Annotated in this window: 25 protein-coding genes; 10 read left to right on the top strand and 15 right to left on the bottom strand. The window is 58.1% G+C overall.

Annotation, left to right across the window (positions count from 1 at the left end):
- Nucleotides 1-144: 144 nt before the first annotated feature.
- A complete protein-coding gene (locus tag E1297_RS20515) occupies nt 145-1,509 on the bottom strand; it encodes an MFS transporter (RefSeq protein WP_155141738.1) in 1,365 nt (454 codons plus the stop codon).
- A gap of 278 nt (nt 1,510-1,787) precedes the next feature.
- On the bottom strand, nt 1,788-2,831 hold the full coding sequence (locus E1297_RS20510; RefSeq protein ID WP_155141736.1) for an EF-hand domain-containing protein: 1,044 nt from the start codon (nt 2,829-2,831) through the stop codon (nt 1,788-1,790).
- Between the two features lie 240 nt (nt 2,832-3,071).
- Between E1297_RS20510 and E1297_RS20505 the strand changes: the two genes are divergently transcribed.
- Entirely contained in the window at nt 3,072-3,797 is a 726-nt protein-coding gene (locus E1297_RS20505; protein ID WP_368669630.1) for a response regulator, read from the top strand.
- Entirely contained in the window at nt 3,798-5,219 is a 1,422-nt protein-coding gene (locus E1297_RS20500) for an ATP-binding protein (RefSeq protein ID WP_155141732.1), read from the top strand.
- 97 nt (nt 5,220-5,316) lie between these two features.
- On the opposite strand, the gene E1297_RS20495 is transcribed toward E1297_RS20500, so the two are convergent.
- From E1297_RS20495 to E1297_RS20470, 6 genes are all read right to left on the bottom strand, one after another.
- The gene (locus tag E1297_RS20495; protein ID WP_368669629.1) at nt 5,317-6,294 is read right to left on the bottom strand and encodes a formylglycine-generating enzyme family protein; all 978 of its coding nucleotides are present in this window, start codon (nt 6,292-6,294) and stop codon (nt 5,317-5,319) included.
- 10 nt (nt 6,295-6,304) lie between these two features.
- Nucleotides 6,305-7,300, bottom strand: coding sequence for an HAD family hydrolase (locus tag E1297_RS20490; RefSeq protein ID WP_209015891.1), 996 nt, complete (start codon nt 7,298-7,300; stop codon nt 6,305-6,307).
- A 76-nt stretch (nt 7,301-7,376) separates the two neighbouring features.
- Nucleotides 7,377-8,975, bottom strand: coding sequence for an arylsulfatase (locus E1297_RS20485; protein ID WP_155141730.1), 1,599 nt, complete (start codon nt 8,973-8,975; stop codon nt 7,377-7,379).
- A gap of 235 nt (nt 8,976-9,210) precedes the next feature.
- Complete coding sequence (locus tag E1297_RS20480; protein WP_155141728.1) at nt 9,211-9,594, bottom strand: cupin domain-containing protein; 384 nt, start codon at nt 9,592-9,594, stop codon at nt 9,211-9,213.
- A gap of 114 nt (nt 9,595-9,708) precedes the next feature.
- Complete coding sequence (locus E1297_RS20475) at nt 9,709-9,948, bottom strand: CDGSH iron-sulfur domain-containing protein (protein ID WP_155141726.1); 240 nt, start codon at nt 9,946-9,948, stop codon at nt 9,709-9,711.
- A gap of 68 nt (nt 9,949-10,016) precedes the next feature.
- On the bottom strand, nt 10,017-10,424 hold the full coding sequence (locus E1297_RS20470; protein WP_155141724.1) for a cupin domain-containing protein: 408 nt from the start codon (nt 10,422-10,424) through the stop codon (nt 10,017-10,019).
- 286 nt (nt 10,425-10,710) lie between these two features.
- Here E1297_RS20470 and E1297_RS20465 point away from each other — a divergent pair, with 286 nt between their 5' ends.
- On the top strand, nt 10,711-11,625 hold the full coding sequence (locus E1297_RS20465) for an NAD(P)/FAD-dependent oxidoreductase (protein WP_155141722.1): 915 nt from the start codon (nt 10,711-10,713) through the stop codon (nt 11,623-11,625).
- 108 nt (nt 11,626-11,733) lie between these two features.
- Here E1297_RS20465 and E1297_RS20460 read toward each other — a convergent pair whose 3' ends face one another.
- Genes E1297_RS20460 through E1297_RS20450 form a run of 3 tightly spaced genes read right to left on the bottom strand, consistent with a single transcriptional unit; the run spans nt 11,734 to nt 13,330 of the window.
- On the bottom strand, nt 11,734-12,651 hold the full coding sequence (locus E1297_RS20460) for a DMT family transporter (protein WP_155141720.1): 918 nt from the start codon (nt 12,649-12,651) through the stop codon (nt 11,734-11,736).
- Nucleotides 12,652-12,654: 3 nt separating this feature from the next.
- Nucleotides 12,655-13,005 carry an antibiotic biosynthesis monooxygenase gene (locus E1297_RS20455; RefSeq protein ID WP_155141717.1) on the bottom strand — a complete coding sequence of 117 codons (351 nt, stop codon included), beginning with the start codon at nt 13,003-13,005 and terminating at the stop codon, nt 12,655-12,657.
- Between the two features lie 7 nt (nt 13,006-13,012).
- Nucleotides 13,013-13,330 carry an NIPSNAP family protein gene (locus E1297_RS20450; RefSeq protein WP_155141715.1) on the bottom strand — a complete coding sequence of 106 codons (318 nt, stop codon included), beginning with the start codon at nt 13,328-13,330 and terminating at the stop codon, nt 13,013-13,015.
- Between the two features lie 78 nt (nt 13,331-13,408).
- On the opposite strand from E1297_RS20450, the gene E1297_RS20445 reads away from it, so the two are divergent.
- Nucleotides 13,409-14,101 (top strand): helix-turn-helix transcriptional regulator, encoded by a 693-nt coding sequence (locus E1297_RS20445; RefSeq protein ID WP_155141713.1) that lies wholly within the window; start codon nt 13,409-13,411, stop codon nt 14,099-14,101.
- Nucleotides 14,102-14,172: 71 nt separating this feature from the next.
- Here the strand turns inward: E1297_RS20445 and E1297_RS20440 are convergent, their stop codons facing one another.
- Nucleotides 14,173-14,502: a hypothetical protein gene (locus E1297_RS20440; protein WP_155141711.1), complete on the bottom strand. Its 330-nt coding sequence runs from the start codon at nt 14,500-14,502 to the stop codon at nt 14,173-14,175.
- A gap of 132 nt (nt 14,503-14,634) precedes the next feature.
- Between E1297_RS20440 and E1297_RS20435 the strand changes: the two genes are divergently transcribed.
- The 3 genes from E1297_RS20435 (at nt 14,635) to E1297_RS20425 (ending at nt 16,877) form a co-directional block, all read left to right on the top strand.
- A complete protein-coding gene (locus E1297_RS20435; protein WP_155141709.1) occupies nt 14,635-15,255 on the top strand; it encodes a hypothetical protein in 621 nt (206 codons plus the stop codon).
- 354 nt (nt 15,256-15,609) lie between these two features.
- A complete protein-coding gene (locus E1297_RS20430) occupies nt 15,610-15,813 on the top strand; it encodes a hypothetical protein (RefSeq protein ID WP_155141707.1) in 204 nt (67 codons plus the stop codon).
- A 407-nt stretch (nt 15,814-16,220) separates the two neighbouring features.
- Entirely contained in the window at nt 16,221-16,877 is a 657-nt protein-coding gene (locus E1297_RS20425; RefSeq protein WP_155141705.1) for a hypothetical protein, read from the top strand.
- Between the two features lie 147 nt (nt 16,878-17,024).
- Here the strand turns inward: E1297_RS20425 and E1297_RS50965 are convergent, their stop codons facing one another.
- From E1297_RS50965 to E1297_RS20410, 3 genes are all read right to left on the bottom strand, one after another.
- A complete protein-coding gene (locus E1297_RS50965; RefSeq protein ID WP_155141703.1) occupies nt 17,025-18,812 on the bottom strand; it encodes a calcium-binding protein in 1,788 nt (595 codons plus the stop codon).
- A gap of 284 nt (nt 18,813-19,096) precedes the next feature.
- Entirely contained in the window at nt 19,097-19,264 is a 168-nt protein-coding gene (locus E1297_RS20415) for a hypothetical protein (RefSeq protein WP_155141701.1), read from the bottom strand.
- A gap of 193 nt (nt 19,265-19,457) precedes the next feature.
- The gene (locus E1297_RS20410; RefSeq protein WP_155141699.1) at nt 19,458-21,620 is read right to left on the bottom strand and encodes a malate synthase G; all 2,163 of its coding nucleotides are present in this window, start codon (nt 21,618-21,620) and stop codon (nt 19,458-19,460) included.
- Between the two features lie 245 nt (nt 21,621-21,865).
- Between E1297_RS20410 and E1297_RS20405 the strand changes: the two genes are divergently transcribed.
- The 3 genes from E1297_RS20405 to E1297_RS20395 all read left to right on the top strand — a co-directional run bounded on the left by E1297_RS20405 (nt 21,866) and on the right by E1297_RS20395 (nt 26,338).
- Nucleotides 21,866-22,783, top strand: a complete 918-nt coding sequence (locus E1297_RS20405) for a DMT family transporter (protein ID WP_155141697.1) — start codon at nt 21,866-21,868, stop codon at nt 22,781-22,783.
- Between the two features lie 103 nt (nt 22,784-22,886).
- Complete coding sequence (locus E1297_RS20400) at nt 22,887-25,586, top strand: cation:proton antiporter (RefSeq protein WP_155141695.1); 2,700 nt, start codon at nt 22,887-22,889, stop codon at nt 25,584-25,586.
- Nucleotides 25,586-26,338, top strand: a complete 753-nt coding sequence (locus E1297_RS20395) for an SDR family oxidoreductase (protein WP_155141693.1) — start codon at nt 25,586-25,588, stop codon at nt 26,336-26,338. The genes E1297_RS20400 and E1297_RS20395 overlap by 1 nt, the downstream gene beginning before the upstream one ends.
- Nucleotides 26,339-26,353: the final 15 nt, after the last annotated feature.

Raw genomic sequence — 26,353 nt, 5'->3', positions numbered from 1 at the left:
AACACCGGCCTTTTTCAACGGGCTGCTAAGAAGCTGAGAGAGCTCCGCAGTTACAAAGTACGGCAGGCAGGAACCAGAGAATACCTTGAGCCACCCGAATTAGCCCGCAGCGCGTTTTTTTTACATGGCGGCCATGTCAAAAAACTATGACTTAAATACCGCCAGTTCCGCATCATGCGCCAGAAGAAGCGCAATCCCAAGTACAACGAGAGACAGGGCAGCGGCCCCTAAAAACACGACTGCAAATTGACCGGTCAAGGCCAGTAAGAAACTGGCAACCGTCACCCCGAAAGTACCACCGATTACTTTTGCGGCTGTTTGCACCCCCATCACTTCGCCATGGAGGTTGGGCGCAGTTTGGGTTAAAACCAGTTGTAACGCAGGCACATAGCACAGCGGCATGAAGATGCCGAATGTGAAGAGGGCAACCAGCGTCGTGTACAACAACCCGAAGTGCGTGGAAACCGCGACACCTGTCATTGTCACCGCCATCCCGGCCAGCCCGGCTAGAATCGGCGCCCGCGATCCGTATATGTCGGTTACCCGCCCGCCGATCGCCGTACTGAACGGAACCAGGAGAACAGAAACGCTGGTCGCAAGGCCGCTATAAAATGCGCTGAAGTGAAGAACCTTGTGAAAGTAAAAGGCTGCAAAGATTGCGACCGTCAGCTTGCAGAACTGGCCGGTAAACACGGTCGCACATCCGGCAAGCATACTCGGCTTTGAAAGCAGACCAACATTGATCAATGGCTCCCGGACACGGGCTTCATGACGAAAAAACAATGCCGTGATCGTCACACCCACAATGACCGCTGCAATGGCCAAGTAACGCACCAACCCCTGTTCGGGTGCTTCCATCAGGCCAAACACCAGCAACGACAGGCCTGACAACAAGAGCACAAAGCCCATGTAGTCCGTATGCTTTTGGGCCGGAAATTCATGCTTATCGTTGGCGAGAACCAAAATGACGGTCGCGCCGAACAAAAACACAGGTACGTTGAGCAGGAATATCCAGCGCCAGCTGGCATATTCGGTCAATGCGCCCCCGAGGATCGGACCGAGGGCCAGAAATGTCGTGCCTGCACTTGCCAAGGTTCCCAGAGCCATCCCGCGGCGATCCTTTGGAAAGGCACTGGCAACCACCAACATCGAAACAGGGAACAATATCCCTCCACCTATCCCTTGAAAGCCGCGCGCCAGAACCACCAGCCACGCGTCCTGCGCCAATCCCCCGAGCAAACTGCCCGTCAGAAACACGGCGCCGCTGACACACAAGACCGCCTTCAATCCATAGAACTCCCGAAGTATACCTCCAAGAGTTGCGAAGCAGGCGAAGGCCAAGAGATAGGAATTAATCACCCAATGGATTGCAATCGGCGACGGCCCGAGTGCGGCTTGCATATGCGGCAACGCCGGCCCAAAAACTGTTTCATCCAGCAGAAAAAGGGAGAAGATAGCTGAAGTGGCAAAAAGAATAAGCCATTTCTGGGCACCGGCGTATCTGTTCATCTAGTTGCCCTAAAAGTAACAACTTGTACTGACCCGCAACTAGAGCTGCCAGAGCTAATGAGAGATGTATCTGGCACGGAGTGAATTCAAGATCCAGCGCTGCAAGATGCAACGACTGCTCATACCAAATTTCCAATCTCGGATCAGTCGATCGCAGAAAGGGCCGCGTGGACACGCGACCCTTCTTGCACCGGCCGGTTGCGGGTGGGGGAGCGGACCCGACCGGAGACAACGGAATGCACCACATGGGCGGGCAGTGCATTCCGAAACCAGAGAGGTCAGCCCTGTTGAGCTGGCGGGGGCGGAAGGTCGCCCGGAGCTTCTGGAGCCTGCCGCATTTGGCCGGGCTTGCCGCCACGGTGATGTTCACGATGGCCGTGACGTTTGCCTTTCTTGCCGCCCTTGAAGTCTGCCTTGGTCACCAGCCCGTCATGGTTTCGATCAAGACGCTCGACAATGTTGGAATAGGGTGCAGCGAATTCCTGCTCCGTGATTTCCAGATTGCCGTTCTTGTCAAGGCGCTGGAACATGCGTACGACACGGTGATCGTTCACCTTCATCCAGATGTTTGAAAAGCCTTCCAGCTGGAAGCTGCCGGTATTGTCCGGATCCGCAAGGGCATAGAGCGCGTCGCGCTGCTGCTCGAATTCGGCGCGGGTCACGGTGCCGTTATTGTCGGCATCCAGGTAGCGGAACATGGCACGCATCTCGCCGCGTGGTCCGTGCGGACCAGGCCCGCGGCCCTCATGCTTCCGCGGCCCGCCGCGTTCGCCTCGTTTTTCACCTTTTTGACCGTCCGACTGCTTCGCGGCATTGCCGTCCTGTGCCGCCGGTCCGCCGCGGCCGACACGTGTCAGTTCTCCGTCACCATTGCGGTCCATGCGATTGAACATCTGATCGGTGATCTCGACAAAGTCTTCCTTTGTCACTGTCCCGTCACCATTGCGGTCCATCCGCTGAAACGCGCGCACCTGGCGGTCCTTGCTCTGGCCCTTGAAGAAGGCCTTGAACTCGTCCAGAGTCAGTGTGCCGGAGCCGGTGGTGTCAGCCTTGGCAAAGTCCTGTGCGATGACCGTGTCGACGTCCTTTTGGGAAAAGCCGCCTTCGTTGTTGATGTCAAAGCGTTCAAAAAGCCGCTGCATCCGCTCCGGTCCGCCGCGGCGGCCGTCCCGGTCCTTGCCCGGGCCCTTGTGCGCCATCTGCTGGGTCTGCGGACCATCGGCCGGTGTCTGTGCCTGCGCACTTACCAGGGACGACGACAAGGCGGTCCCGGCAATCAGTGCAGCCATGGCTGCGGCAGCGATCTTCTTTACTCGTGTCATCCCAATTAACTCCTTGGGTTGGTCATGCAGCTTGTCTCTGCGATGACCAGAAGGTAGGTGGCACTTGTCGCAAAATTACGTGTCGAAACCGGCTCAAGTGTCGCCAGCTGTCGCGCTGGCCGCTCCTGTTACAAGCCGTTACAACTTCACCGGAAAAACCAGTGTTTTTAAGGCTAGGAGCAGACAGCACGTCCTCCAATTTGTATGGAGGTAAGCCAATTCAGCAATCGGAGAAAAGCGGTGAGCGATCCGAGCCCGCACATTCTGGTCGTCGATGACCATCGAGACATTCGCGAAACCCTCGCGCGCTATCTGATCAAGAACGGCCTCCGGGCAACCACGGCCGAAAGTGCTGCCCACGCCCGGAAAGCATTGAAGGCGGCCTCGATCGATCTGGTGGTGCTGGACATCATGATGCCCGGCGAGGACGGGTTGTCGCTTTGCCGCCACCTCGTCGAGACAGGCGCCCTGCCCGTCATTCTCCTGACAGCAATGGCCGATGAAACCGACCGGGTGATCGGCCTGGAAATCGGTGCCGACGACTACGTCACCAAACCGTTCAACCCGCGCGAACTGCTCGCTCGGATACGCGCCGTTTTGCGCCGGACAAGCCAGGTTCCCAAGGATCGCGATCCTATCGATCAGGAAAAACTCTCTTTCGAGGGCTGGATGCTCAATATCGGCAAGCGCGAACTCCACGGGCCGGACGGCGATGTCGTGCCACTGTCCAGCGGCGAGTTTCAGCTGCTGTGCGCCTTTTTGAAGCGGCCCAAGATGGTCCTGACCCGCGACCAGCTGCTCGATCTGACCACCGGGCGCGCACCGTCCGTCTTCGACCGGTCGATCGACAATCAGGTCTCCCGCCTGCGCCGCAAGATCGAGGAAGACCCCAAGGACCCGCGCCTCATCAAGACGGTCTGGGGCGGCGGCTACATGTTCACTGCAGATGTGACGGACGGCGCCTGAATGAAACACTTGTCTTGGAAAACTTTGATCCCGTCGAGCCTCGCGGGGCAGCTGATCGCCCTGCTGTTGTTCGCGCTCGTAGCCGCACAGGTAATAAGCATCTGGGTGTTTCACGATGAGCGCAAGGTTGCGGTGATGCAGGTCGTCCGGGACAATCTTCTGTCGCGCGCCGTCTCCGTTGCCGAACTGATCGAGGAAACACCGGATAGCGTTCATGACCGCGTGCTCAGCGCCAGCAGCAGCCGTTATGCCAATTTCTGGGTCGCTCCAGGCCCGATCGTCTCGCAAACAGGAGAGTCGCGCGCCGAACAGCGTTTGCGCGGCTATCTCAACAGTCAGTTTCAAGCGCCGCGCGACGTCCGCATCAACATTGAAAGCGAGGCCCCCAGGGACCGCCCGCCTAAGGTATCCCCGGAGCAGGAAAACACACCCGAGACACGCGCTCCCGACCGCAAGGGCCACAGGGAAAACTGGCGCAAGGCCATGCGCCGGGAAATCGACCTGACCATGTCGATCCCGCTCGAAGACGGCCGCTGGCTGAATGTTGCGACAAGTTACCGCCCGCCCGAACAGCCACTTTTGCCGCTGATGGTTCAACTTGGCATCACCGCTCTTGCGATCATTGTGATCGTCGGGTTTGCAGCGCGGCGGATCGCACGGCCTTTAAGGGAACTGGCTGGTGCCGCCGACCGCCTGGGGCGGGGCGAGGACATTCCCGAACTGACTGTTGCGGGTCCGCGCGAAGTCCGGGCGGTCACCCTCGCCTTCAACGACATGCAGGCGCGGTTGACCCGTTTTGTCCGGGACCGCACCCGCATGCTGGCCGCCATCAGCCACGACCTGCGCACACCGATAACGTCGCTTCGGCTCCGGGCCGAATTTATCGAGGACGACGAGAACCGCGAAAAAATCATCGAGACACTCGACGAAATGGCCGCAATGACCGAAGCAACCCTCGCATTCGCGCGGGACGAAGCAGCCCGCGAGGATGCGGAGGAAACCAATCTCGCCGATCTTCTGGAAAGCCTGGCCGGCGACCAGACGGATCTCGGGCATACGGTCACTTTCCCGGCGACTGATCCGCTCGTAATCACCTGCCGCCCGATCTCGATCAAGCGTGCCCTGCGCAACCTGATCGAAAATGCCATCCGGTATGGCGGCGATGCAGAGGTCTCACTGGCCCCGGAAACGGGAAACGCGGTCATCCGGATCACGGACAATGGCCCGGGCATTCCGGAAGACCGGCTGCAGGACGTGTTTGAGCCCTTTGTAAGGCTGGAGGAATCCCGCAGCGAAGAAACCGGCGGCATCGGCCTCGGCCTTGCGATCACCCGATCGATCATCCATGCCCACGGTGGAACTATCACGCTGAAAAACCGTCCGGAAGGCGGACTGGAAGCCGAAGTCCGGCTGCCGGCGTGAACTCAAGGGCTGTGGGTTTCAATCATCCACATGGCGCAGCCAGCCCGCCCTGCCGCGTCCAGTGAACACCCGCTTGCAAGACCAAGACTGGCCGGGTTCAGCTGCCGATCTCCTTCACGATCCGGAAGCCGATATGATTGGACCCGATGCTGCGCTCCGCTTGCTGGCGGGCCGACGGGCGGTAGCGCAGGCAATAGGATGGTGAACATAGCCAGGAGCCGCCCTTGACGACCCGCATCGGACCGACGGCTTCATGGGCAAAACTGGCAGCAAGCTGGACCGGCGGGCCGTCCGGATCGGCCGCCGGGCGGGCAGGATGCCCCGGCACCCACCAGTCGCCCACATGCTCCCAGACATTGCCTGCCATGTCGAACAGACCGTATCCGTTCGGTGCAAAGGACCCGACCGGCGCGGTCCCCTTGTGGCCGTCCTCACCCAGATCGACGCTCGGGAACACACCCTGCCAGGTGTTCGCCTTCCAGCCCTCGGACGGGTTGTAATCCTCGCCCCAGACATAGTCAGCGCCGTCCAGACCGCCCCGGGCAGCAAATTCCCATTCGGCTTCCGTCGGCAAGCGCCCACCGGCCCATTTGGCATAGGCCTCCGCGTCCTCCGGTGACACCTGCACCACAGGGTGGCCTTCCAGCCCTTCGATACTGCTGCCCGGGCCGGTCGGCTGCCGCCATGTCGCACCGCGCACGTACCGCCACCAGGACCGGAAGTCATTGATGTTGCGAACGTCCTGCGGTTGTGCGAAGACCATGGACCCGGCCTCCAGAAGATCCTCTGGCACGCCGGGATGATCCGCAGGGTCAAGCGGCCGCTCCGCGCTCGTCACATATCCGGTCGCCTCGACAAACGCCGCAAACTCCGCATTTGTCACTTCCGTCGCCTTGATCAGAAACGGGCTGACGGTGACCTGATGTTCGCTGCGCTCTTCGCGGTAATGCGTGTCAGAGCCCATGGTGAACGTGCCCCCATCAATGCGGACAAAGGCATTGTTGTCAGCCGCCGCGGCAGCCGGTCCGAGCGGACCGAAGAGCAGTGCGGCAAGAACCGTTCGAATACGCAACACGCGGTTCCTCCTACTTCCCGTCAAGCTGATAGGGAAAGACCGTACGCCAGTCCGACTTCATGTCAATGACAGTCCAGCCATATTGCTTGGCAGCCTTCAGCGCCGTGTCGAGATGGCCGACATCCGAATTGCGGTCATAGGCCCACTCCCGCTCAGAGTCCGTATGATGCACCAGTATCGCAAAGGCCGGGCGCTCGCCGAGAGTGGTGTATTCCAGCATTTGCTGATCGCCATCGGAATTGCCGACGGCAAAGACCGGCCGCCGTCCGATATGAAGATCTATGCCAACGGGTTTGCCGCTGTGATTGTCATCGAAGAAAACCTCGGGCAGCATATAAACATTCGCGAAGTCGTCCCTGATCTCGAACTCGCTCTTGAGAGAGGAACCGATCACCTGCTCGGGCGGAATGCCGTAAACGGTTTGGGCATAGGCCCGAATAAAATTGATCCCGCCGCCGGAGACGATATAGGTCTTGAAGCCATTGTCGCGCATGTAAGACAACAGCTCCAGCATTGGCTGGTAGACCATTTGCTCATAAGGTTCGCCGGTGTCCGGATGAACCGCAATTGCCAGCCATTGGCGCACTGATTCCTTGAAATCCGAGACCGACATTCCTTCCTGGGCACCTACCATCAGCTCCAAGAAGCCCTTCATTCCGTCTGCCGCGATTGTTTCAGCATCCCCTTCAATCGCCGCCTTGAGCACCGGGTTGCCCTTGCCAAAGTCCGGGTCCTCGGCTGCCCGTTGCTTTATCTGCGTCATCCCGTAAGCGATCTGGAAATAATATGGTTTTTCCGCCCATAATGTGCCGTCCTGATCGAACACCGCGATCCGTTCGGCAGGCACCACATAGGCGCTGTGGGCCGGGTCAACCGATTGTTCGACAAATGCAATGATACCCGACTTTGCCGCGCCTTCATTCCAAGAGGGCAATGGATCTGCCAGCACCAGCGTAACCGGACACACCCACAGGACGAGACCTGCGGCCAATCTCAACACAAACACGTAGTTCCCTCCCGAGGCAGTCAATGCAGGGGCTGCGCATCAGCCCCTGCTCTTCCCTGTCATGTCCGGCTCCGGTCTAGTTGCCGATCCCGGTTTTCAGTTTTTCCTCGATGGTCGACAGATTGAAAGACCCCGGCGACTGGCTCGGGGGATATTCCTGCATGGTTGTCAGAAACTGCGCTGCGAGCCCCTGGATCGGGACAATCACGAAGGCCCGGTCGAGGAACCAGTCGTCATAGGTGTTGGAGTTGTGCTGGGCCTTCTCGAACGGGTCCCGCCGCAAATTGAACAGGAGCGGAACGCGCAATTCGGTGAACGGTTCGCGCCACACCCCGAAGGCCTGTCCGCGGTTTTCGAGGAAAACCACCTTCCAGTCGTCATAGCGCGCGGCAACGACCTGGCCGTCGTCATTGACGTACCAGAACTCGCTGCGCGGGCTCTCGTCCACCTCGCCCTTCAGATAGGCGCTCATATCGTAGCCATCGATATAATTGCGATAGGGCCGGCCGATGATCTCGACACCTTCACGCAGCTGGTCCTTGATATCGGCAGCCCCGGCGATCGCCGCGAAGGTCGGCAGCCAGTCTTCATGGGCGACAATACCGTTCAGTGTTTCGCCCGCCGGAAACACGCCCGGCCAGCGCACAAATGCCGGAACGCGGTACGCCCCTTCCCAGTTCGAATTCTTTTCGCTCCGGAACGGAGTGGTCGCCGCATCCGGCCAGGTGTTGAAATGCGGACCGTTGTCGGTCGAGTACATTACAACGGTGTTGTCGGCGATCCCGAGTTCGTCGAGAAGATCCAGCAACTCGCCGACATGCATGTCATGCTCGACCATGCCATCGTGATACTCGTTGCCGCTGGGGCCGGAAACCCCGGTCAGTTCGTCCTTCACATGAGTACGGAAATGCATCCGCGTGCCGTTCCACCAGACAAAGAAGGGCACGCCTTCCTGAACCGACTCGATGATGAACCGCTTGGCCTCTGCAACCGTTTCGTCATCGACCGTTTCCATCCGCTTCTTGGTCAGGGGACCGGTGTCCTCGATCCGCTGACCGCCATCCGGGAGCGCCCAGGAATGAATCACGCCGCGCGGGCCGAATTTCTCCCGGAAGGTTTCCCCGTCCGCCAGCACCATGTCGCCGGGATAGTCGCGATTTTCCGGTTCCTCCTCGGCATTCAGGTGATAGAGATTTCCGAAGAACTCATCGAAGCCGTGATTGGTCGGCAAATGCTCGTCCAGATCCCCCTGGTGGTTCTTGCCGAATTGCCCGGTCCGGTATCCGAGTTCCTTCAGGACGGCGGCAACGGTCACATCGACCTCCTGCCAGCCCTGCTCGGCGCCCGGCAGACCGACCTTGGTCATGCCGCTGCGCACCGGGACGCTGCCGCTCAGAAAGGCGGCACGTCCGGCGGTGCAGCTTTGCTGCGCATAATAGTCGGTGAAGCTCAAACCTTCGCTGGCGATCCGGTCGATATTCGGGGTCTGATACCCCATCATGCCGCGATTGTTGTGACTGATGTTCCAGGTACCGATGTCATCCCCCCAGATGACGAGAATATTCGGCCTTTCCGGATCCTCCTGGGCCTTTGCACGCTCGGGCGCGGCTGCAAAAGCCGCCGCAACTCCCAGAAGTGCCGCGCAGAAACGCGACGCGGTTCGTCTCCCACTCATTGAAATCTCCCAAGTAAATTATCCCGGGCAAAGAAGGCCTTATCGGCCACGGCACCGAAGCTGCCGCCCTGCCACTCGATTACCCTAGGGAATTTACGAGTGTGACTGAAGGAAAAATATCCTCGTCACAAATGTTTCATTGCTTTCTTACCAAAAACAAAAACAGGTCATTGCTTTTTTTGACGATAAATCTGAGGAAGGACATTTTATTGCAACCGGGAATACATGAAGCTTGTCAAAATGAGGCAATCCAGGGCCCATTGACATAGACCGCCTCGTGATCTCCGGGCCAAGGCGGCATGGAAATGCAGATGAATTTGAGTGGAATATCGCCAATGCTGCGGTACTGAAAGGCAGTGCCAACCGGAATGTCGATAGACATGCCCGGCGTCAATTCGGTCACCCGTTCCTCATTCTGATCCTTTCGCCAGATCTCACCTGCACCCTCGAGAACGAACCAGAATTCACTGACCGTGGCATGAATGGTTGCCCGGTTGATCTGTCCGGGCGGCACCGTGCTGTGGATCATGTTGCCGGTCTGTCCGTTCATCAGAAACCGGATATCGGCCCCAGCCGGGGATTTGGCATCGGCTGTTTCCGGAAATGGAGTTTGTTTCATGAATGAGGTCCCGCCGGTAGACATGGCTATCGCCGGATATCTATCCCGATTCTCGACCGGCTCAAAACACGCCTTGATGCACGTACTTCAAACATCCCCCACAACACTCCCGCCCTAAAGTCCGGAATGTGTACCGTCACAAAGAGGCACCTTACCGGTCTGCTTGCACGCGCAGAAAAATACCCGGCCATCCCTTTCAGCGGTGTATTTGACTGGCGACAGACCTGTATCCTTGTGACTGCCGTCGCAAAACGGCTGTTTGGCGCTTCGGCCACAGTAGCACCAAAAGTAGGACTTTCCGGCCTTCACCTCGACCGGGATCGGGCTTTTTTGGGCAATCACCGCTTCGCTCATACTATCAGTCTCCCCGCACCATTCACGAAGCCTGACATAGCGGAGCTTTCAATGCCGCCAAGGTGTAATCACGGGTCTCGCGCATATTCCCCGTCCGACACCGGTTCCATCCAGTCGACATCGGCACCGGGCGAGGCAGCCAGAACCACCAGATGAACCATGTCCGCGTCTGGCGATGCGCCATGCCAATGCTTGACTTGCGGCGGAATTACGATGGTATCGCCTGTCCGGAGTTCGACCACCGGCTCGCCAGCCGCCTGAAACCGGCAGAGACCGGACATGACATGCAGGGTTTGTTCGACCGGATGCGTGTGCCAATAGGTGCGGGCCCCAGCCTCGAACCTGACCTGAAACACCTGGGTTTGTGCAGGCTCGGACGAGTTGATGATCGGATCGCGCCAAACACCCCCGGTGAAATAGGTTGAAGGCATACGCTCGGAAGGGCGGCTCCCGGCCTTGAATATTTCAATGCTCATGAGGTCTGCTCTCCATCAAAACCAAAACGGCAAGTAACGAATATAGAACCGATGTCCGGCACGCTTGCCAGAATTATCGCTTTGCAGGAATGCCAATCCTTCCATTTGCCGCTTGATGCCGAATTCAAGATATGGTGCCGGAAAACCAACGCACCAGTCACCCCTCCGGTTTTTGAAGGCTGCCCTTGAAAGGGCGCCTTGTTCGTCTGAAACTTGCAATCTGTTCCGCAAATGCCCTTGAGCAAGTCGGCGCGACCGTCCGCACAAACGAAAGGCCTACCGGATTATGACGACACAGACGACAATGGCCGTCATCGGCGCGGGTCCGGCCGGATTGGCCGCAGCCCTGACCTTGTCCCGCTCCTTGCAAAAAACCCTTGTGTTCGACGCCACAACGCCGTTTCGCAATCGCGATTCACCAGGTGTTGGCGCTGTGCTCGGGCGTGACCGTGTTCTTCCCGGCGATCTGCGCGGTCTCGGGCGCCAGGAAATCGAAGGCTATGGTTTTGTCCGGTTTGTCGATGAAACGGTGTCTCACCTCCAAGGTGCCAAGACCGGAAGCGGTTTCGAAATCAGGACCGGCGCAGGGCCGGTGTATTACGCGGACCGCGTGCTGCTTGCCTGCGGCATGATCGACCTGTTTCCCGAGATCCCCGGTCTGTCGTCGTTTTGGGGCACATCGATCATCAATTGTCCTTTCTGCCACGGATATGAACTGCGTCACCGCCCCTGGGGCGTGTTTGTCAATCGCCCGGAAATGCTTGCCGCGGCCGAAATTTACCGCACCTGGACAGAGGATATCGTGTTCTTTCTGGAGCCGGGGCCGGAACCGGCACAGGAACGCGCAGCCGAACTGACGGCACAGGGGTTTGGTCTCGAACGCCGGCGCATTTCTCGCTTCATCGGTACCGATGACGGTTTGACGGCGGTCAGGCTGGAGGACGGCACGGACATGCGGCGGGAAGGCTTTGTCATCTGGCCGTTTCAGAAACAGACCGATCTTGTTGCCGATATCGGTCTGACCATGGACGAACGCGGATTTGCCGTTGTGGATCCGGGATACCGGACAAATATCGATGGTCTTTATGCGGCCGGAGATCTGCTTTACCGCGAACACCAGAACATCAACACAGCCATGCATATGGGCAACCTCGCCGCGTCAACCATGGTGTTCGACCAGGCAAAGCAGCGCGTGTTCTGACCGGTCGGCAAAAGAGGCCGCAGACGGATTTGATTGTACCTGAAAGACGCAGAGCACCTGCGCCCTGCGTCTCTCGTTCCACGATAACGCCGGATGACCCTTTTGCGGTCAAGCCACTTTCCGGCCCGCCAGGTTCTGGCCGGTCCTTTTCCCACCCGGCCAATTGATCAGGACCACTCCGGAGATCGCCAGACATATCCCGGCAAATGTCGCCAGTTGCAGCACCTCCGACAGGAACATCACCCCGAGAAACACCCCGACCCCAGATCTCAGATAGGCCTGGCTGGCCGCCCCCATGGGACCAAGCGTCCCAAGGAGCCTGAAATAAAGCAGGAAAGCCAATGCTGTACAGACAACTCCGAGAATTGCGACCGAGAACAAGGCCTCCGGAGCTGGTTGCAGCGTCCACGGGCGGTCGACGATCAAACTCAACGGAATGACAACAAGGCTGGAGCAGATCAGGGTTCCGGCTGCGGTTACTGTTGGCGGATTTCCCGCAAGTTTTGCCCCGCGCAACGCAGCCCCGCCGTAAAGGACCGCGCCCAGCAGGATAGCTGCCTGCGGGATCAGTTCGTCTCCCAAGTGACCAAGGGCGCCGGGTCCGACGATCAGCAGGATCCCGCCAAAGCCGAGAAGAGCGCCGCCAAGTTTCAACAGACCCGGTCGCTCGGTCCCTTTCACAAACAGCAGCGAAAGAACAAAAACGAACAAGGGGGATGTGGAGTTCAGGACACTTGCAACCGCGCTCTCGACATATTGTTGCCCCCAGGCCAGAAGCAACCAGGGCCCCGTGCTGTTCAACACAGACTGCAAAGCAAACGCCTTCCAGATCCGGACGTCCCGCGGCAATTTCAAGCCGCGCAGCTTGATCACGGCCAACAGGAACGCCGCTGCCAGTCCGACCCGGATGGCAATCAGTGTCACGGGCGGGAAACTCTGCAAGGCCAGATCGATCCAGAGGTAAGACGAGCCCCATGCCAGCGCGAGCAGCCCCAGAAGACCATACTCCAATGACTTCACCGGCATGAATTATACCTCGTCATGGATCTGGCGGCTGTCTGCCGGAGCCTCATCGCGCGCTTCCATCCCGTAGTCACGGATCACGCTGGCGACCCGCAGCCGGTAGTCCCGGAAATAACTGCCCCGGCCAGCCGCCTGTGCCTTGCGGTGCCCGGTCAGCTGGCGCCACTCATCAAGCGCCGCCTCGTCCCGGAAGAAGGACACTGACAACAGTTTTTCCGGATTGGTCAGGCTCTGGAACCGCTCGACAGAGAGGAAACCGTCGATCCGGTCGACCAAAGGCCGCATCTCGGCAGCCATGTCCAGATAGGCCTGTTTCTTGTCCGCATGCGGAATGACTTCGAAAATTACGGCAATCATCAGACCCTCACCCCTTTTTCGGCGTTGACACCAGCTTCAAAAAGGTCCGGTCCTCACGCAAGAGAAACTTCTCCTTTTGCGCAAAGAGATAGTTCTCCCGGCCAAGCGGGTCGGCTGCCAGCCGCGCGCGATAGGCTTCGTAGGCCGCAAGGCTTTCAATGTTGTAGACACCGTATGCCAGCGTCGAGGACCCCTCATGAGGTGCGAAATAACCAATGAGGTCCGCCCCGCAGCGCGGGATCGCCTCACCCCAGTTTCTGGAATAGGTCTCAAAGGCTTCTTTTTTCGTCGGATCAATGTGATAGCGGATAAAACATGTGATCATTTCCAACTCCTCGTCTGTATTGATGTGGAGCCGGTTTGCCATATGGACGCATGCGCATGCTTCGATTAGGATCGAACTATGAAAGAAGGCCCGGACATTGCCCGCATTGGCGCGCTGATTGGCGACCCGGCGCGCGCCAACATTCTCACCGCGTTGATGAGCGGCAAGGCGTTGACTGCAACCGAGCTTGCGGCAGAGGCAGGCGTGACCCTGCAAACGGCAAGTTCCCATCTGGGCAAACTGCAGGACGGCGGGCTGTTGTCACAGGCAAAGCAGGGCCGTCACCGGTACTTTACTCTGGCGGGACCGGAAGTCGGAGCAGCGCTCGAAGGGCTGATGGGGCTTGCCGCCCGGAAAGGGCATTTGCGCACGCGAACCGGCCCAAAGGACCCTGCCTTGCGCACCGCCCGCGTCTGCTACGACCATCTGGCGGGCGATCTGGCCGTGCGCATCTTCGACAGTCTTCACGAACGCGCCTTCTTGAGCATCACAACGGACAAGGGTGGCTTGGGCCTGAGTGATACCGGTGTCCGGTTTGCCGAGGATTTCGGGATCGATATCGCTGCCTTGAGAAAAGCGCGCCGTCCTCTGTGCCGGGCCTGTCTTGACTGGAGCGCGCGCCGAAATCATCTTGCAGGCGCTTTTGGGGCAGCCTTGCTGACCCGGTTTCAGCAACTCGGCTGGGTTCACCGCAACCCGGACAGCCGTGTGGTCCGGATCAGTACTTCCGCAGAAGTTGAAATAAAAAAACTTTTCAAATTAACAGGTTAGATCTCAAAATCTGCAGGTAATCCAACACAGATGACAAAATCGTCATGAGGAAGACCGGCAACCGTAAGGTTTCAGCATGCCTCCGGAAGGGCAACGCCCAATTCCTCTCCCACATCTAGGGGCGACACCGATCCCGGTGTTTTGAACGCGAGAGGAAAGAAAATGATACGTTCCCGCAAATCGAGAATCGCTGTAGCGGCCGGATTGGCAACGCTGCTTGCCGTTGCCGGGATGAGCGGAGAAGCATCGGCTGCGACAGTTACCATTTCCACAAATCCCCCGGCCCACAAGGTGGCTCCGCCGCCTGCCCCGGCACCAGCTCCGGCACCCGTCGCGTTCGTGGCGCCAGCCAAAGCGCCGCCCCCCGCCGCCGGACCCGCGCATGTCGTGATCCATACCAAGGCACCTTCTCCGGCCCCGGCTCATCCGCCAAAGCCGGTCTAGTCACCGCCAGACAGATCCCCTTCTGCTGAAGGGGATCGCGACCACAAGCGACCTGATATCTGATCATTGAATGCAAGAGAGTTGGTAACATGAGCACTTCAAGGAAATGGAAATTCGCTGCCGTAACCGCATTGGCCACTGTCATTGCCATCGGTGGTCTAGGCGCTGATGCCATGGCAGCAACCCCGGCCGCCGCCAATCCGGCCTATACCCAGCAGCAAACAACTGCTCCATACGCTCAACCGGCTGCTCAGGGGCCGTCCGCACAACGAACCGCCCCCGCTCCCAATCCGGGCCCTGCACCACAGCGGTTCGTCATTGTCCGTCCGGCGCGCGCACCACAACCGGCCCCGGCACCACAGGTTCGCGTCGCACCGGGTCCGGTTCCGGCACAGCCTCCCACAGCAACACCAGCTATGGCGCGCGGAACGGTCCCGGTCGTGATCATTACTCCAAGGGCGCCAGCACAACAGCCAGCACCGGCAAAAGGCCCGTTTGTCATTTATCGCGGCACCGTGCCAGCTCCCGCGCCGGTCGCAGCTCCGGCCATTCATCCGGGCGCTCCTGCACCCGCGCCTACGCTTACGGTCAATCCGGCTGCGCACGTCCAGAATCCGGCTCTCGTACAAACACCCGCAGCAAATGTGCAAGGTCAGGGCCAAACCCACGTGCAGGGCCAAATGATGAACCAGATGCGGGGATCGATGTAGCTTCCGGCAAAATCTTGAAGCTCATAAACCGGCCCTGCAGTTACTTTAAAAAGGTTTTTAATACTGCTTAGTCCAAAATCCATTTTTCCAATCATTTCCCGCAATCAAAAAGCCGGTCAGTTGACCGGCTTTTTGATTGACCGGATCCGAAGCTTTTTATGAAGTCGCAAAAAATGTCTGAGTACGATTAAAACCCAGTAACACAGACCGAATTCCTCAAATATCACAACATAATTCATGAAAATGAAAGCAAAACGTCAGGCATCTGTCAGGGCGAAGAACCAGATAATTTTTATGCATGAAAGGCTTAGTCAGCACATGCAGCATTGATCCAATCACCTTCGGAGTAGAGTCATGACATCAATCAGCAAATGGAAAATGGCTACTGCAGCAGTTTTGGTTGCAGGCATGGTCCTCGCCGGCATGAGCGTGGACGCAAATGCCGCCACAGCAACATCAAACGCACCGACTAGCATGTGTTCGCAACACATGGCATCGGTCTCCGGGCATCAAATGAACACCCAGCCAAATACTCAACATTGCAACATGATGCGTTGAGAAAACTGATCCTGGAGCACGCAACGGTCCAAGTTAACTTTTCGGGCATGCCTGCTGCGGTGTTTGGACCGTTGACACTTTCAAATCCGCCAAGAACCAGACACTGGATCATACGACAAAGAACCGGCTTCTTGCCGGTTTTTTTGTCAAGAAATCATTCACGGGAAGGCAGTTGACCCGCGACCATTTCATCCGGTCCGTCAGGCGAAACTTGTTTTCACGCCACGTTTCACGCGTTGGCCCAAGCATTTTCTGCAAGGCACCGGTTTTGTGAAAAAGCTTTCTAAGTCATGACAAAATCGTCACGAACTCGACTGGCAATTGTAATTCCCGGCGAGGCAATTCGCGCTGAAATTCATATTTCGAATCCCATATCAAGGTCATCCGAAGACCTAAGGAGACGGAAAATGAGCACGTCGAGATATACAAAGATCGCAGGCGGGGTCCTGGCGGCGGTGATTGTCGTTGGCGGACTGAGCGCCGGTGCGATGGCCGCACAAAGCCACCAAGGCAATCAGCCAGCAACCCCTTCCCAGACGCAAGGTCAAATGCAGTACCAATCCGCACCATCTCAGGGTCAACAGGTTCAACCCCAGGGTTTCTTCCGTGTTACGGAAATCGCTCCGGCTCCGGAAACCATGCAGCAGGCAGCCAACGGTCAGCAGAACTACATTGTTGTGACCGGCAGTGAATTGATGAAGGCCAACGGACAGGACGTGATCAACCAGCCGCAAGCCTACCTCTACAACCCTGCCACCGGTCAGGTAACGGCCATCAAGCAGATGCAAAACCAGCAACCTGCCTCGCAAGCGCAGCAATCCCGATACAATCTGAGGCACCCGGTGGCTACGGCACCTTCCGCCCAAGCGCAGCAACCTAGCTCAAGGGCACAAGGTCAAATCCAGGTAATTCAACCCTCGAATGGTTCATCCAGCCAAAACACTACACTCAACCAACAGCAGGCCCAGGCGCCTCAAAAGGCACAAACCCAGCAACAACAAGGCGGTTTCTGGCATCGCATGTGGGAAGACACAACAGGCGGCTCATCCGGCTCATCCTCCTAGGTCACTCCCGACCCCTGCCTGAGGGCCACATAACCCCTTTGCCCAAACGTCACTGAAAACGCCGGCCCCGGGAGCCGGCGTTTCGGTTTTGGCCCTGCTCGGTGGCATCAATGGGAACGATGCACACCCATACTCAAGCGCGACCCATCAGATCCACTCACTCAAATCGAAGCTGGACGTTTCGTAGGTAACGATCCCACCGTCATAAGACAGGTCATAATCACTGCCGTCCGAGAATGTGATGTAGTTCCCGGCCCAGTCTGCAACGCTATCATATGTAAGACCATCCGCGTCGGTGACCGAGCCGGTATCCTCGTCATAGGTTGCGTCATAGGCATCGAAATAGATGACAAGACTGTCCTCATCGGCATCGAAATCGGTAATCGTGGCCGTTCCACCGGCGAGCACAAATGTATCGGCACCATCGCCACCGGTCAGTGTGTCATTGCCGCCGTTCGAGATCAGGATATCGTCCCCGTCGCCACCATCGAGCACATCATCTCCGTTGCCGCCGACCAGAATGTCGTCCCCGCCACCGCCATAAAGCTGGTCATCACCATCAAAACCGAGGAAGACATTGTCGTTGTCATCGCCGATGATGATGTCGTCGTAGTCGCTGCCCCAGATATTCTCGATGCTGTAGAGATGGTCCGTAGTACCGAAACCGTCTTCGGCCAGCGCGTAGGTACCGTTCGCATCTTCGTAGGTCGTCGACAGGTCGACATAGATGCTATCGGTCGAATCTGTATACGCTGATGTGTCGGACCCGTCGCCACCGAAGATGTAGTCATTGCCGGCCCCGCCCTGGATCCAGTCGTCGCCGTCAAAACCGTAGATGTAGTCGTCGCCGCTGGTCTCCGCACCGGTGTAACCGGCGATCGAGGAATCCGGGATGTAGCCGTAGATGATGTCGTCATAGTTGTTGCCAACCAGAACATTGCCTGTGGAATCGCCGTAGACATACCATCCACTATAGGCTCCCATCAGAATGTAGGCCGAATCGTCGATTGAGCTGATTTCGCTCGATGTCATGTCGACCGACCCGCCACTGGTGAAGCTGTAGACGTCGCCATCAGCGGTCACGATCAATGCATTTTGCAGCATCGAATAGTAAAAGGCGTCGACCATGGACTGGGACCAGGAGGTCACGTCCTCGCCGAAGATCTCACTGACGTCATCGAAGGTCACCGTGGCGACAATGTCGGACGAAGAGCCGTTGTCGTACATGATGGTGAAGCCGTAGCCGCCATTGGTCAGATCGCTTGACAGGAATACATTCGACAGGCTTGTCGAGTAGATCGGCAGGATCAGGACATCCGATGTCGGATTGAAGTCCGTAACCTGTGCGTAACCGGGTGTTGGATCACTGGAGCTGTCATCGGTGGTAAACAGCGTTGCGTCCAGAATATCCGACACGGCATAGGCAACCGTGCTGGCAACCGACGCCGGTCCCAGGCTCGCACCTGCCGCACTTGATGCTTGCAGCAGCGTTGTCGTCAGGGTCTTGCTGATCGTCTTGGAAAGACTTCCCCAATCCACGCTCGACGAGGACCCGCTGCTATCGGCAACCTCACCGAGCACAAAAGTATTTGACCCGGAACCACCGGTCAGAATGTCGCTTTCGCCATCAAACAGGGAACCCGAATACAGCCAGTCGTCGCCGTCACCGCCATAAAGGACGTCATCACCGGGGCCGCCATAGAGAACATCGTTGCCATCTCCGCCATAAAGCGTGTCGTTGCCGAACCCGCCATAAAGCGTGTCGTCGCCGGCGCCTCCGTAAATCGTATCGCTGCCGGTTGCACCATACATGACATCATTGCCATCGGTACCGTAAAGCTCCTGATCCGTAATCAGGGAATCGACGGTATCCGCAACATCCTCTTCGTCGTCGTTGTCAACGTTTGTGAGTTCATCAAGTATTGAGCCGACCATCCTGCCGAACCTCTCAAATGTTTTAGGTCAGGCATTGTCATAAGTGCGAAGATACTTCAGTTGAAATTAAATTTACGTCATAAAATCAATAGCTAATTTCGAAAATATGAACATGAAAAGTCAACACCCGTAGAGATTTTGGAGCTTGTCAGAATAACAAGAGCTTCGCGAACTCTACCGTTTTAAAGCCATTTCGATACAGCTTGCCGCTCCGGATTTACTCGCCAGAAGCAGGAAATTTTCCGGACCGCGCATGCTGCTTTTGACTGCTTGGCAAACAAGTCTCAAAACAGTTTCCAGAACGGCCGTGACATCGGACCTGTGTCCGGGATTGGCCGGGCCTCCCGACGGGTCCGATAAAGACTGTCCGGCCACCACTCAAGGCGCTCGTGGTTGTAATCAAGACCATGTTTCACAAACATGCAACGCGCGGTGAAAAGACTGTGGCTCATGATGGGTTTCCTTATGTCATTTTTTGTTGTCCTTAGGTAAACTTAGGCGCACACAGTGCATTATGCAAGCGCAATATGTGCACGTTTTCATAAAGCACCCGCAGAGCCGCTCGATCACCGGCCCAAACAAAAAGAACCCGCGCCTTCGCGCGGGTTCCATGGCTCTTCAAAGTGTTTTGACAGCGGAAGACCGTCAGGCCGCCTGCTTCGCCTTGAACTCGATCCGGCGGCGATGCAGCACCGGCTCGGTGTAGCCGCTCGGCTGCGCGGTACCCTCAAACACCAGATCACATGCAGCCTGGAACGCCACCGACGCCTCAAAATCGGCAGCCATCGGGCGATAAAGCGGGTCCCCCGCGTTCTGCCCGTCCACGACTTTTGCCATGCGCTTCAGTGTTTCCCGAACCTGATCTTCCGAGCACACGCCATGGCGCAGCCAGTTGGCGATATGCTGGGAGGAAATGCGCAATGTGGCCCGGTCTTCCATCAGGCCGACATTGTTGATGTCGGGAACCTTGGAGCACCCCACCCCCTGTTCGACCCACCGTACGACATAGCCGAGAATGCCCTGGGCATTGTTGTCCAGCTCGGCCTGAATGTCGTCCAGTGCCCAGTTCGGACGCTCCGCAACCGGAATCGACAGGATGTCTTCCAGCTTGGCGGCCTCGCGTGCCTTCAGCTCGTCCTGGCGATCAGCCACACTGACCTTGTGGTAGTGCAGGGCATGAAGCGTTGCAGCCGTCGGCGACGGAACCCAGGCGGTGTTCGCGCCGGCCATCGGGTGGCCGATCTTCTGTTCCAGCATCGCCTGCATCAGGTCCGGCATGGCCCACATGCCCTTGCCGATCTGGGCATGGCCGGGAAGACCGCTCGCAAGACCGACATCGACATTGTTGTTTTCATAGGCCCCAATCCAGGTCGCTGCCTTCATGTCTCCCTTGCGGATCATCGGGCCGGCTTCCATCGAAGTGTGCATCTCGTCGCCTGTGCGATCGAGGAAGCCGGTATTGATGAAGAACACACGGTCCTTGGCCTGACGGATGCACTCCTTCAGGTTGACCGTCGTGCGGCGTTCCTCGTCCATGATACCCATCTTGAGCGTGTTGCGGGTCATCCCCAGTGCGTCCTCGACCCGGTTGAACAGCTCACAGGCAAACGCAACTTCTTCCGGTCCGTGCATCTTCGGCTTGACGATATAGACCGATCCCGCGCGGCTGTTGGCGCGGCGGCCGTTTGCCCCGACATCATGCAGACCGATCAGCGCGGTGACCATACCGTCGAGAATGCCTTCCGGAACCTCCCGGCCCTCACTGTCGAGAACAGCCTCGTTGGTCATCAGGTGGCCGACATTGCGCACGAGCAGAAGCGACCGGCCATGCAGGGTCAGCCCGGAACCATCCGGAGCCGTGTAGACCCGGTCGGCATTCATCCTGCGGGTAACGGTCTCGCCGCCCTTTTCGAAGGTTTCCTGGAGATCCCCCTTCAGCAGACCCAGCCAGTTGGAATAGACCACCACCTTGTCTTCGGCATCAACGGCTGCAACCGAATCCTCGCAGTCCATGATCGTCGACATGGCCGATTCCAGAATGATGTCGGAAATCTGCGCCTTGTCGGTCTTGCCGATCGGGCTGGTACCATCGATGACGATGTCGAGATGAAGGCCGTTCTTATTGAGCAGAACATGCGCCGGCTTTGCGGCATCGCCCTTGTAACCGGCAAACTGGCGCGCATCGGCAAGACCCGTTGCGGCGCCAGCGGTTGCGACCTGAAGCGCACCATCCACGACCGACAGGCCTTGCGCATCAGTCCAGGATCCGGTCGCCAGAGGCGCTGCATCATCAAGCACCTTCCGCGCATGGGAAATCACTTCGGCACCACGCGCCGGATCGTATCCGCCGCCTTGTGGCTTCGAGCCCATGGCATCGGTGCCGTATAGCGCATCATAGAGCGAGCCCCAACGGGCATTGACGGCGTTGAGCGCATAGCGGGCATTCATTACTGGGACGACCAGCTGGGGCCCGGCGACCGTTCCGATTTCCGGATCCACATTGGCAGTCTTTACCTTGAAGTCCGGACCTTCCGGAACGAGGTAACCGATCCCGGTCAGGAACGCCTTGTAGCCGTCCATGTCCGGCGTTCCAGGATTGGCCCGGTGCCAGTCATCAATCTGCTTTTGCAGGGCTTCGCGCTTTTCGAGAAGCGCGCGATTCTTAGGTGCGAGGTCTTCGACAATCGCGGCCAGTCCGGCCCAAAACGCGTCCTGCTCCACTCCGGTGCCCGGCAAGGCCTTTTCATTGACGAACTCGAATAGCTCGCGGGCAACCTTCAGTCCATGCGCGTCGACGCGTTCCGTCATGCTTCAACTCCCTTTTATCGCGGTGTTGGAGGGAGGGTCTCCCCCATTGGCGCCCTTTTTGACGGCTGGCAAGGTCCGGGTCAATTCCCGCAAAAACCCAATCAGCTTTTCATTTAAGGAAAAAATTTAGCAGACTTGTTCCGGCTCCTTCGCAATGCAGGGCATCTTGGATGCGTTCCGGTCTTGCCCTGTAATGCGCAGTAGGTCATGTCTGGCACCCGATCCTTTCGCACCAAGGCTGCCTGATGCTTTCCACCCTGACCCTGTTCGGCAACCGGCTCTATGCAAATGCCATCTTGCTGCTTGTCCTGACCACCCTGTTTTGGGGCGGAAACACGGTCGCCGGACGACTGGCCCTGGGGGAAGTGTCGCCCCTGATGGTTGTAACGTTGCGTTGGATTATCGTGGCGGTCATCATGCTGTTGTTCCTGAAGAATCGCATCCGTCAGGAGTGGCCCATGATGCGGCCACATATCGGCAAAATGACACTGATGGCGGCGCTTGGCTTCGTCGCATTCAACTCTTTGTTTTATATCGCTGCCCAAAGCACGACCGCGATCAATCTCGGGATCATTCAGGGATCCGTGCCGGTCTTTGTGCTGGCGGGCTCGATTCTGGCATTCGGAACGCGTGTCAGAATGATCCAGGTCACAGGCATACTCATCACCGTGGCAGGTGTTGTCCTGATTGCGTCGCAGGGAAGCCTTCAGGTCTTGCGCGCTCTCGCCGTCAACCCCGGGGACGGCTACATGCTGATCGCCTGTGTTCTCTACTCGGGCTACACGCTCGCTCTGCGCAACCGGCCTCAGGTTTCAGGTCTTGTGTTCTTCGCGGTCTTGTCGATGATTGCCGCAATCACGTCCCTGCCCGCCGCCGCCTATGAAATCATGATTGGCCAGGCCCAGTGGCCGACCTTCAAGGGATGGCTTATCGTCCTTTACATAGCGATATTTCCGTCCTTCCTGTCCCAGATCTTTTTCATGCGCGGCGTCGAGCTGATCGGTCCGGCCCGCGCAGGCGTCTTCATCAATCTGGTCCCGATTTGGGCCCCCATACTGGCGGTGGGCATCCTGGGCGAACCCTTTTACTGGCATCATGGCTTGGCACTGGTTCTGGTACTAGCCGGTATCTGGATGTCGGAGCGCCGGGCAAACCCGGGATGAATCGTGTGATGTCCGGCAGAAACCCATACTTTTTAAGTGACTGACGAAAAAAGACCTTTGTTCGCGCTTGGAAATGGCGTTTTCCATAGGCACATTGGGAGCCATGGAAACACCGATCGTCGTAGGCTCATTTGCCGGTCTCTTATTTGTCATCTCTTTGCTGCAGCCGCTTGCAAGGCGCTTGGGGCTCGCGCCGAGTGTCCTGCTGGCCATGATCGGCACCCTGATCGGGATTGTCGCAACCTATCTTCTCTACACGCCGTCCACGGATTCCTTTAATCAGGTTGCGCGCGTTTTCGTCGACCCCCCGCTGAACGCGGAGATGATCCTCTACATCTTCCTGCCGATCCTGTTGTTTCAGACATCTCTGACGCTTGATGTCCGGAGGATTTTCGAAGACATCGGCCCAATTCTGGTCATGGCGGTCGTGGCGGTGGTGGTGGCGACCGCTTTTATAGGCTTTGCACTTTATCCGCTTTCGGGCATGCCTTTGGTTGCCTGTCTTCTGCTGGGAGCTATCGTCGCCACCACGGACCCGGTCGCTGTCGTGGCTATTTTCCGAGATATTGGCGCGCCAGCGCGGCTCGGACGGATCGTTGAGGGCGAAAGCCTCCTGAACGACGCTGCGGCAATCGTCCTGTTTGTCATCCTTCTCGGCATCCTGACCGGCAATGCCAGCCCGGATGCAGCCACAGCCACCATGGCCTTTTTCCGCTCGTTTGCAGGCGGTGTTGTGGTCGGGGTCGTGATGTCGCGGATCTGCGTGATGCTGCTGCCATTGATGCGGGACCTGCCACTCGCCCAGGTCACCCTGAGCCTTGCCATGCCCTATGCGGTCTATGTACTCAGCGACCAGTCTGCCGATGTTTCGGCCGTGGTTGCAGTCGTCGCCTCCGGTATCGTGTTCAATCTTTACGGCCCGTCCCGAATCTCCCCTGAAAACTGGGAATTTCTTCAGGACGTTTGGGAGCAGATTGCCTTCTGGGCGTCATCCCTGATCTTTATTTTAGCTGCGATCCTGATCCCGAAACTTGTCGATGGCTTCGAACTGATCGACGTTTTGTTGCTGGCGGTGCTTGTGGTCGCGGCTCTGGCAGCCCGCGCCGTCGTCATTTTCGGATTGCTCCCCATGCTGCGGATCTTCAACATCGGACAGTCCGTCAGCAACAACTACAAGACTGTCATGCTTTGGGGGGGCATGCGGGGCGCAGTTACGCTAACACTGGCCCTGTCGGTTTCAGAACACGCTTTTCTCGCACCGGACGTTGCCGAGTTTGTTACCAAACTGGCCACAGCCTTTGTCCTGTTCACGCTTTTGGTTTACGGGATCAGCCTGAAGCCGTTGATCCGCCTCCTCGGACTCGACCAGCTAAATGCCCGTGACAAGGCAATCCGTGGCCAGTTCCTTGCCCTTGCCCTCTCCGACGTCAAGCACGGAGTGGAAGAGGCTGCCAACGCCTACCATATCGAACCCCGTATCACGAAACTCGTCACAAAAGAGTATGACCAACGGGCCGCCGCAGCTCTTGAGGAAACCAACAAGCTGGAAGAGCTCAAGGACCGGGACCGGGTGACACTGGGCCTGATCGCGCTTGCCGACCGCGAACAGCAACTTGTCCTTGAGCATTTTCGCGACAAGACGATTTCGTCCCGTGCGATTTCACCACATCTCGCAATGGCCGGCCGGATCGGGGACCTTACCCGCAGCGAAGGCCGGATCGGCTACAATCGGGCCACCCGAGGACGCCTCACATTCTCCACAAGGTTCCGCGCTGCCCAATGGCTGCAACGGCGGATGAAAATCAAGCGGCCACTCGCGACGCTTCTGGCCGACCGGTTCGAATTCCTGCTGGTCTGCCGAATCATGGTGGGCGAGTTGATCGACTTCAACCGTAACCGTATCCGCCCACTGGTAGGGGACCGCGTCGGAGACATTCTCCACGACATGCTGCGTGTGCGCCGGGATGACGTGCACACCGCAATAGAGGCCCTGCGGCTTCAATATCCGGACTACGCCGATGCGCTGGAGATGATGTTCCTGCGCAAGACAGGTCTTCGGATAGAAGAGACATCTTACGCGGAAGCCCATGAACAGACCCTGATCGGTACCGAACTACACAATGATCTGAAACGCGATATCGATGCGATCCGGGACAAGACCTACGCGCGTCCCGATCTCGACCTCGGCCTGAAGACCCGTGATCTTGTCTCAAATCATCCGCTGTTCCAGGGAATTTCCAACAAGCAGCGCAAGATGATTGTCCGGATGATCCGCCCGCATTTTGCAGTTCCCGGCGAAAAACTCATCCGGAAAGGCGATCGCGGTGATGCAGCCTATTTCATTGCTTCCGGGGCGGTCGAAGTCAGGACACCTGAGCGGAACATAAGATTGGGACGTGGCGACATTTTTGGCGAGATCTCCCTCTTGACGGGCTCCAGACGCAGCGCGGATGTCGTCGCGCTCGGCTATTGCCACCTGCTGAGACTGAATGCCAATGACTTCCGCGAACTGATGCGCAAATCACCCGACATCCGGGCCCATGTCCGGGAACTTGCCACCGCGCGCCAGGCCTCGACCGACGAAGCTGCGGACTATGTTGCGGAAAAGAAACTGGCCAAAGCCCAGAACCCGCCCCCCGAAACTGCATGCGAGAATGCGGCCGATGCGGTGGCGGAGCCCGAAACGACAGAAGCCTCTGCGCCCGACTTGCCACCGGCGGCCAATGACCTGGGCGGCAGCCCCGCAGCGGAGCGTGCACATGACGATCAAGAACGGGAAAGCAAACAGGCGGGGTCTTCCTGATGAGTATTGACGGCAAGGTGGTTCTGGTCACGGGCGCAAGCTCCGGCATTGGCAAGGCAACCGCGGAGGCGTTTCTCAAAGGGGGCGCCACGGTTGTTCTGACTGCCCGGCGCCAGGACAAGCTGGAAGCGGTCCTCTCCGGCCAAAATGATCGCAACGGCACAGCAATTGCCTGCGATGTGTCCGATGCAGCACAAGTGGACGCCCTGTTCCGGAACATATCGGACCGGTTCGGCCGTCTGGATGTGGTTTTCAACAATGCGGGCAACAATGTACCGGCGGCCCCGATCGACGAAATCCCGGTGGAGGACTGGTTGAAGGTCCTGCATGTCAATCTGCATGGCGCGTTTCTGGTCGCCCGTGGCGCGTTCGGCCTGATGCGCCGTCAGGAGCCGCAAGGCGGCCGGATCATCAACAACGGGTCGATCTCCGCCCACGTTCCACGGCCCGGCTCCGTGCCCTACACCGCCACCAAACACGCAATCACCGGTCTCACCAAGACACTGTCTCTCGACGGACGCCCGTTTGATATCGCTTGCGGCCAAATCGACATCGGCAATGCCGCTTCCGACATGACTGCAAGCTTCGACAAGGGCTTGCCCCAAGCCAATGGCAGCATGATGCCCGAACCGGTCATGGACGTGTCCCATGTTGCCCGCGCCGTCGTCGACATGGCATCCTTGCCCCTGACCGCCAATGTTCAGTCCATGACTATCATGGCAACCAATATGCCGTTTACCGGGCGCGGATAGCGGCAGGTACCTTAT

Source organism: Roseibium sp. RKSG952 (assembly GCF_009711355.1).
The sequence above is the reverse complement of the archived record's forward strand: the minus strand, read 5'-3'. Positions and strand labels throughout refer to the sequence as shown.

Coding starts and splice junctions, on each gene's coding strand:
- E1297_RS20515 (WP_155141738.1), bottom strand. CDS start 1,509: ATGAACAGATACGCCGGTGCCCAGAAATGGCTTATTCTTTTTGCCACT.
- E1297_RS20510 (WP_155141736.1), bottom strand. CDS start 2,831: ATGACACGAGTAAAGAAGATCGCTGCCGCAGCCATGGCTGCACTGATT.
- E1297_RS20500 (WP_155141732.1), top strand. CDS start 3,798: ATGAAACACTTGTCTTGGAAAACTTTGATCCCGTCGAGCCTCGCGGGG.
- E1297_RS20485 (WP_155141730.1), bottom strand. CDS start 8,975: ATGAGTGGGAGACGAACCGCGTCGCGTTTCTGCGCGGCACTTCTGGGA.
- E1297_RS20480 (WP_155141728.1), bottom strand. CDS start 9,594: ATGAAACAAACTCCATTTCCGGAAACAGCCGATGCCAAATCCCCGGCT.
- E1297_RS20475 (WP_155141726.1), bottom strand. CDS start 9,948: ATGAGCGAAGCGGTGATTGCCCAAAAAAGCCCGATCCCGGTCGAGGTG.
- E1297_RS20470 (WP_155141724.1), bottom strand. CDS start 10,424: ATGAGCATTGAAATATTCAAGGCCGGGAGCCGCCCTTCCGAGCGTATG.
- E1297_RS20465 (WP_155141722.1), top strand. CDS start 10,711: ATGACGACACAGACGACAATGGCCGTCATCGGCGCGGGTCCGGCCGGA.
- E1297_RS20460 (WP_155141720.1), bottom strand. CDS start 12,651: ATGCCGGTGAAGTCATTGGAGTATGGTCTTCTGGGGCTGCTCGCGCTG.
- E1297_RS20455 (WP_155141717.1), bottom strand. CDS start 13,005: ATGATTGCCGTAATTTTCGAAGTCATTCCGCATGCGGACAAGAAACAG.
- E1297_RS20450 (WP_155141715.1), bottom strand. CDS start 13,330: ATGATCACATGTTTTATCCGCTATCACATTGATCCGACGAAAAAAGAA.
- E1297_RS20445 (WP_155141713.1), top strand. CDS start 13,409: ATGAAAGAAGGCCCGGACATTGCCCGCATTGGCGCGCTGATTGGCGAC.
- E1297_RS20435 (WP_155141709.1), top strand. CDS start 14,635: ATGAGCACTTCAAGGAAATGGAAATTCGCTGCCGTAACCGCATTGGCC.
- E1297_RS20430 (WP_155141707.1), top strand. CDS start 15,610: ATGACATCAATCAGCAAATGGAAAATGGCTACTGCAGCAGTTTTGGTT.
- E1297_RS20425 (WP_155141705.1), top strand. CDS start 16,221: ATGAGCACGTCGAGATATACAAAGATCGCAGGCGGGGTCCTGGCGGCG.
- E1297_RS50965 (WP_155141703.1), bottom strand. CDS start 18,812: ATGGTCGGCTCAATACTTGATGAACTCACAAACGTTGACAACGACGAC.
- E1297_RS20415 (WP_155141701.1), bottom strand. CDS start 19,264: ATGAGCCACAGTCTTTTCACCGCGCGTTGCATGTTTGTGAAACATGGT.
- E1297_RS20410 (WP_155141699.1), bottom strand. CDS start 21,620: ATGACGGAACGCGTCGACGCGCATGGACTGAAGGTTGCCCGCGAGCTA.
- E1297_RS20405 (WP_155141697.1), top strand. CDS start 21,866: ATGCTTTCCACCCTGACCCTGTTCGGCAACCGGCTCTATGCAAATGCC.
- E1297_RS20400 (WP_155141695.1), top strand. CDS start 22,887: ATGGAAACACCGATCGTCGTAGGCTCATTTGCCGGTCTCTTATTTGTC.
- E1297_RS20395 (WP_155141693.1), top strand. CDS start 25,586: ATGAGTATTGACGGCAAGGTGGTTCTGGTCACGGGCGCAAGCTCCGGC.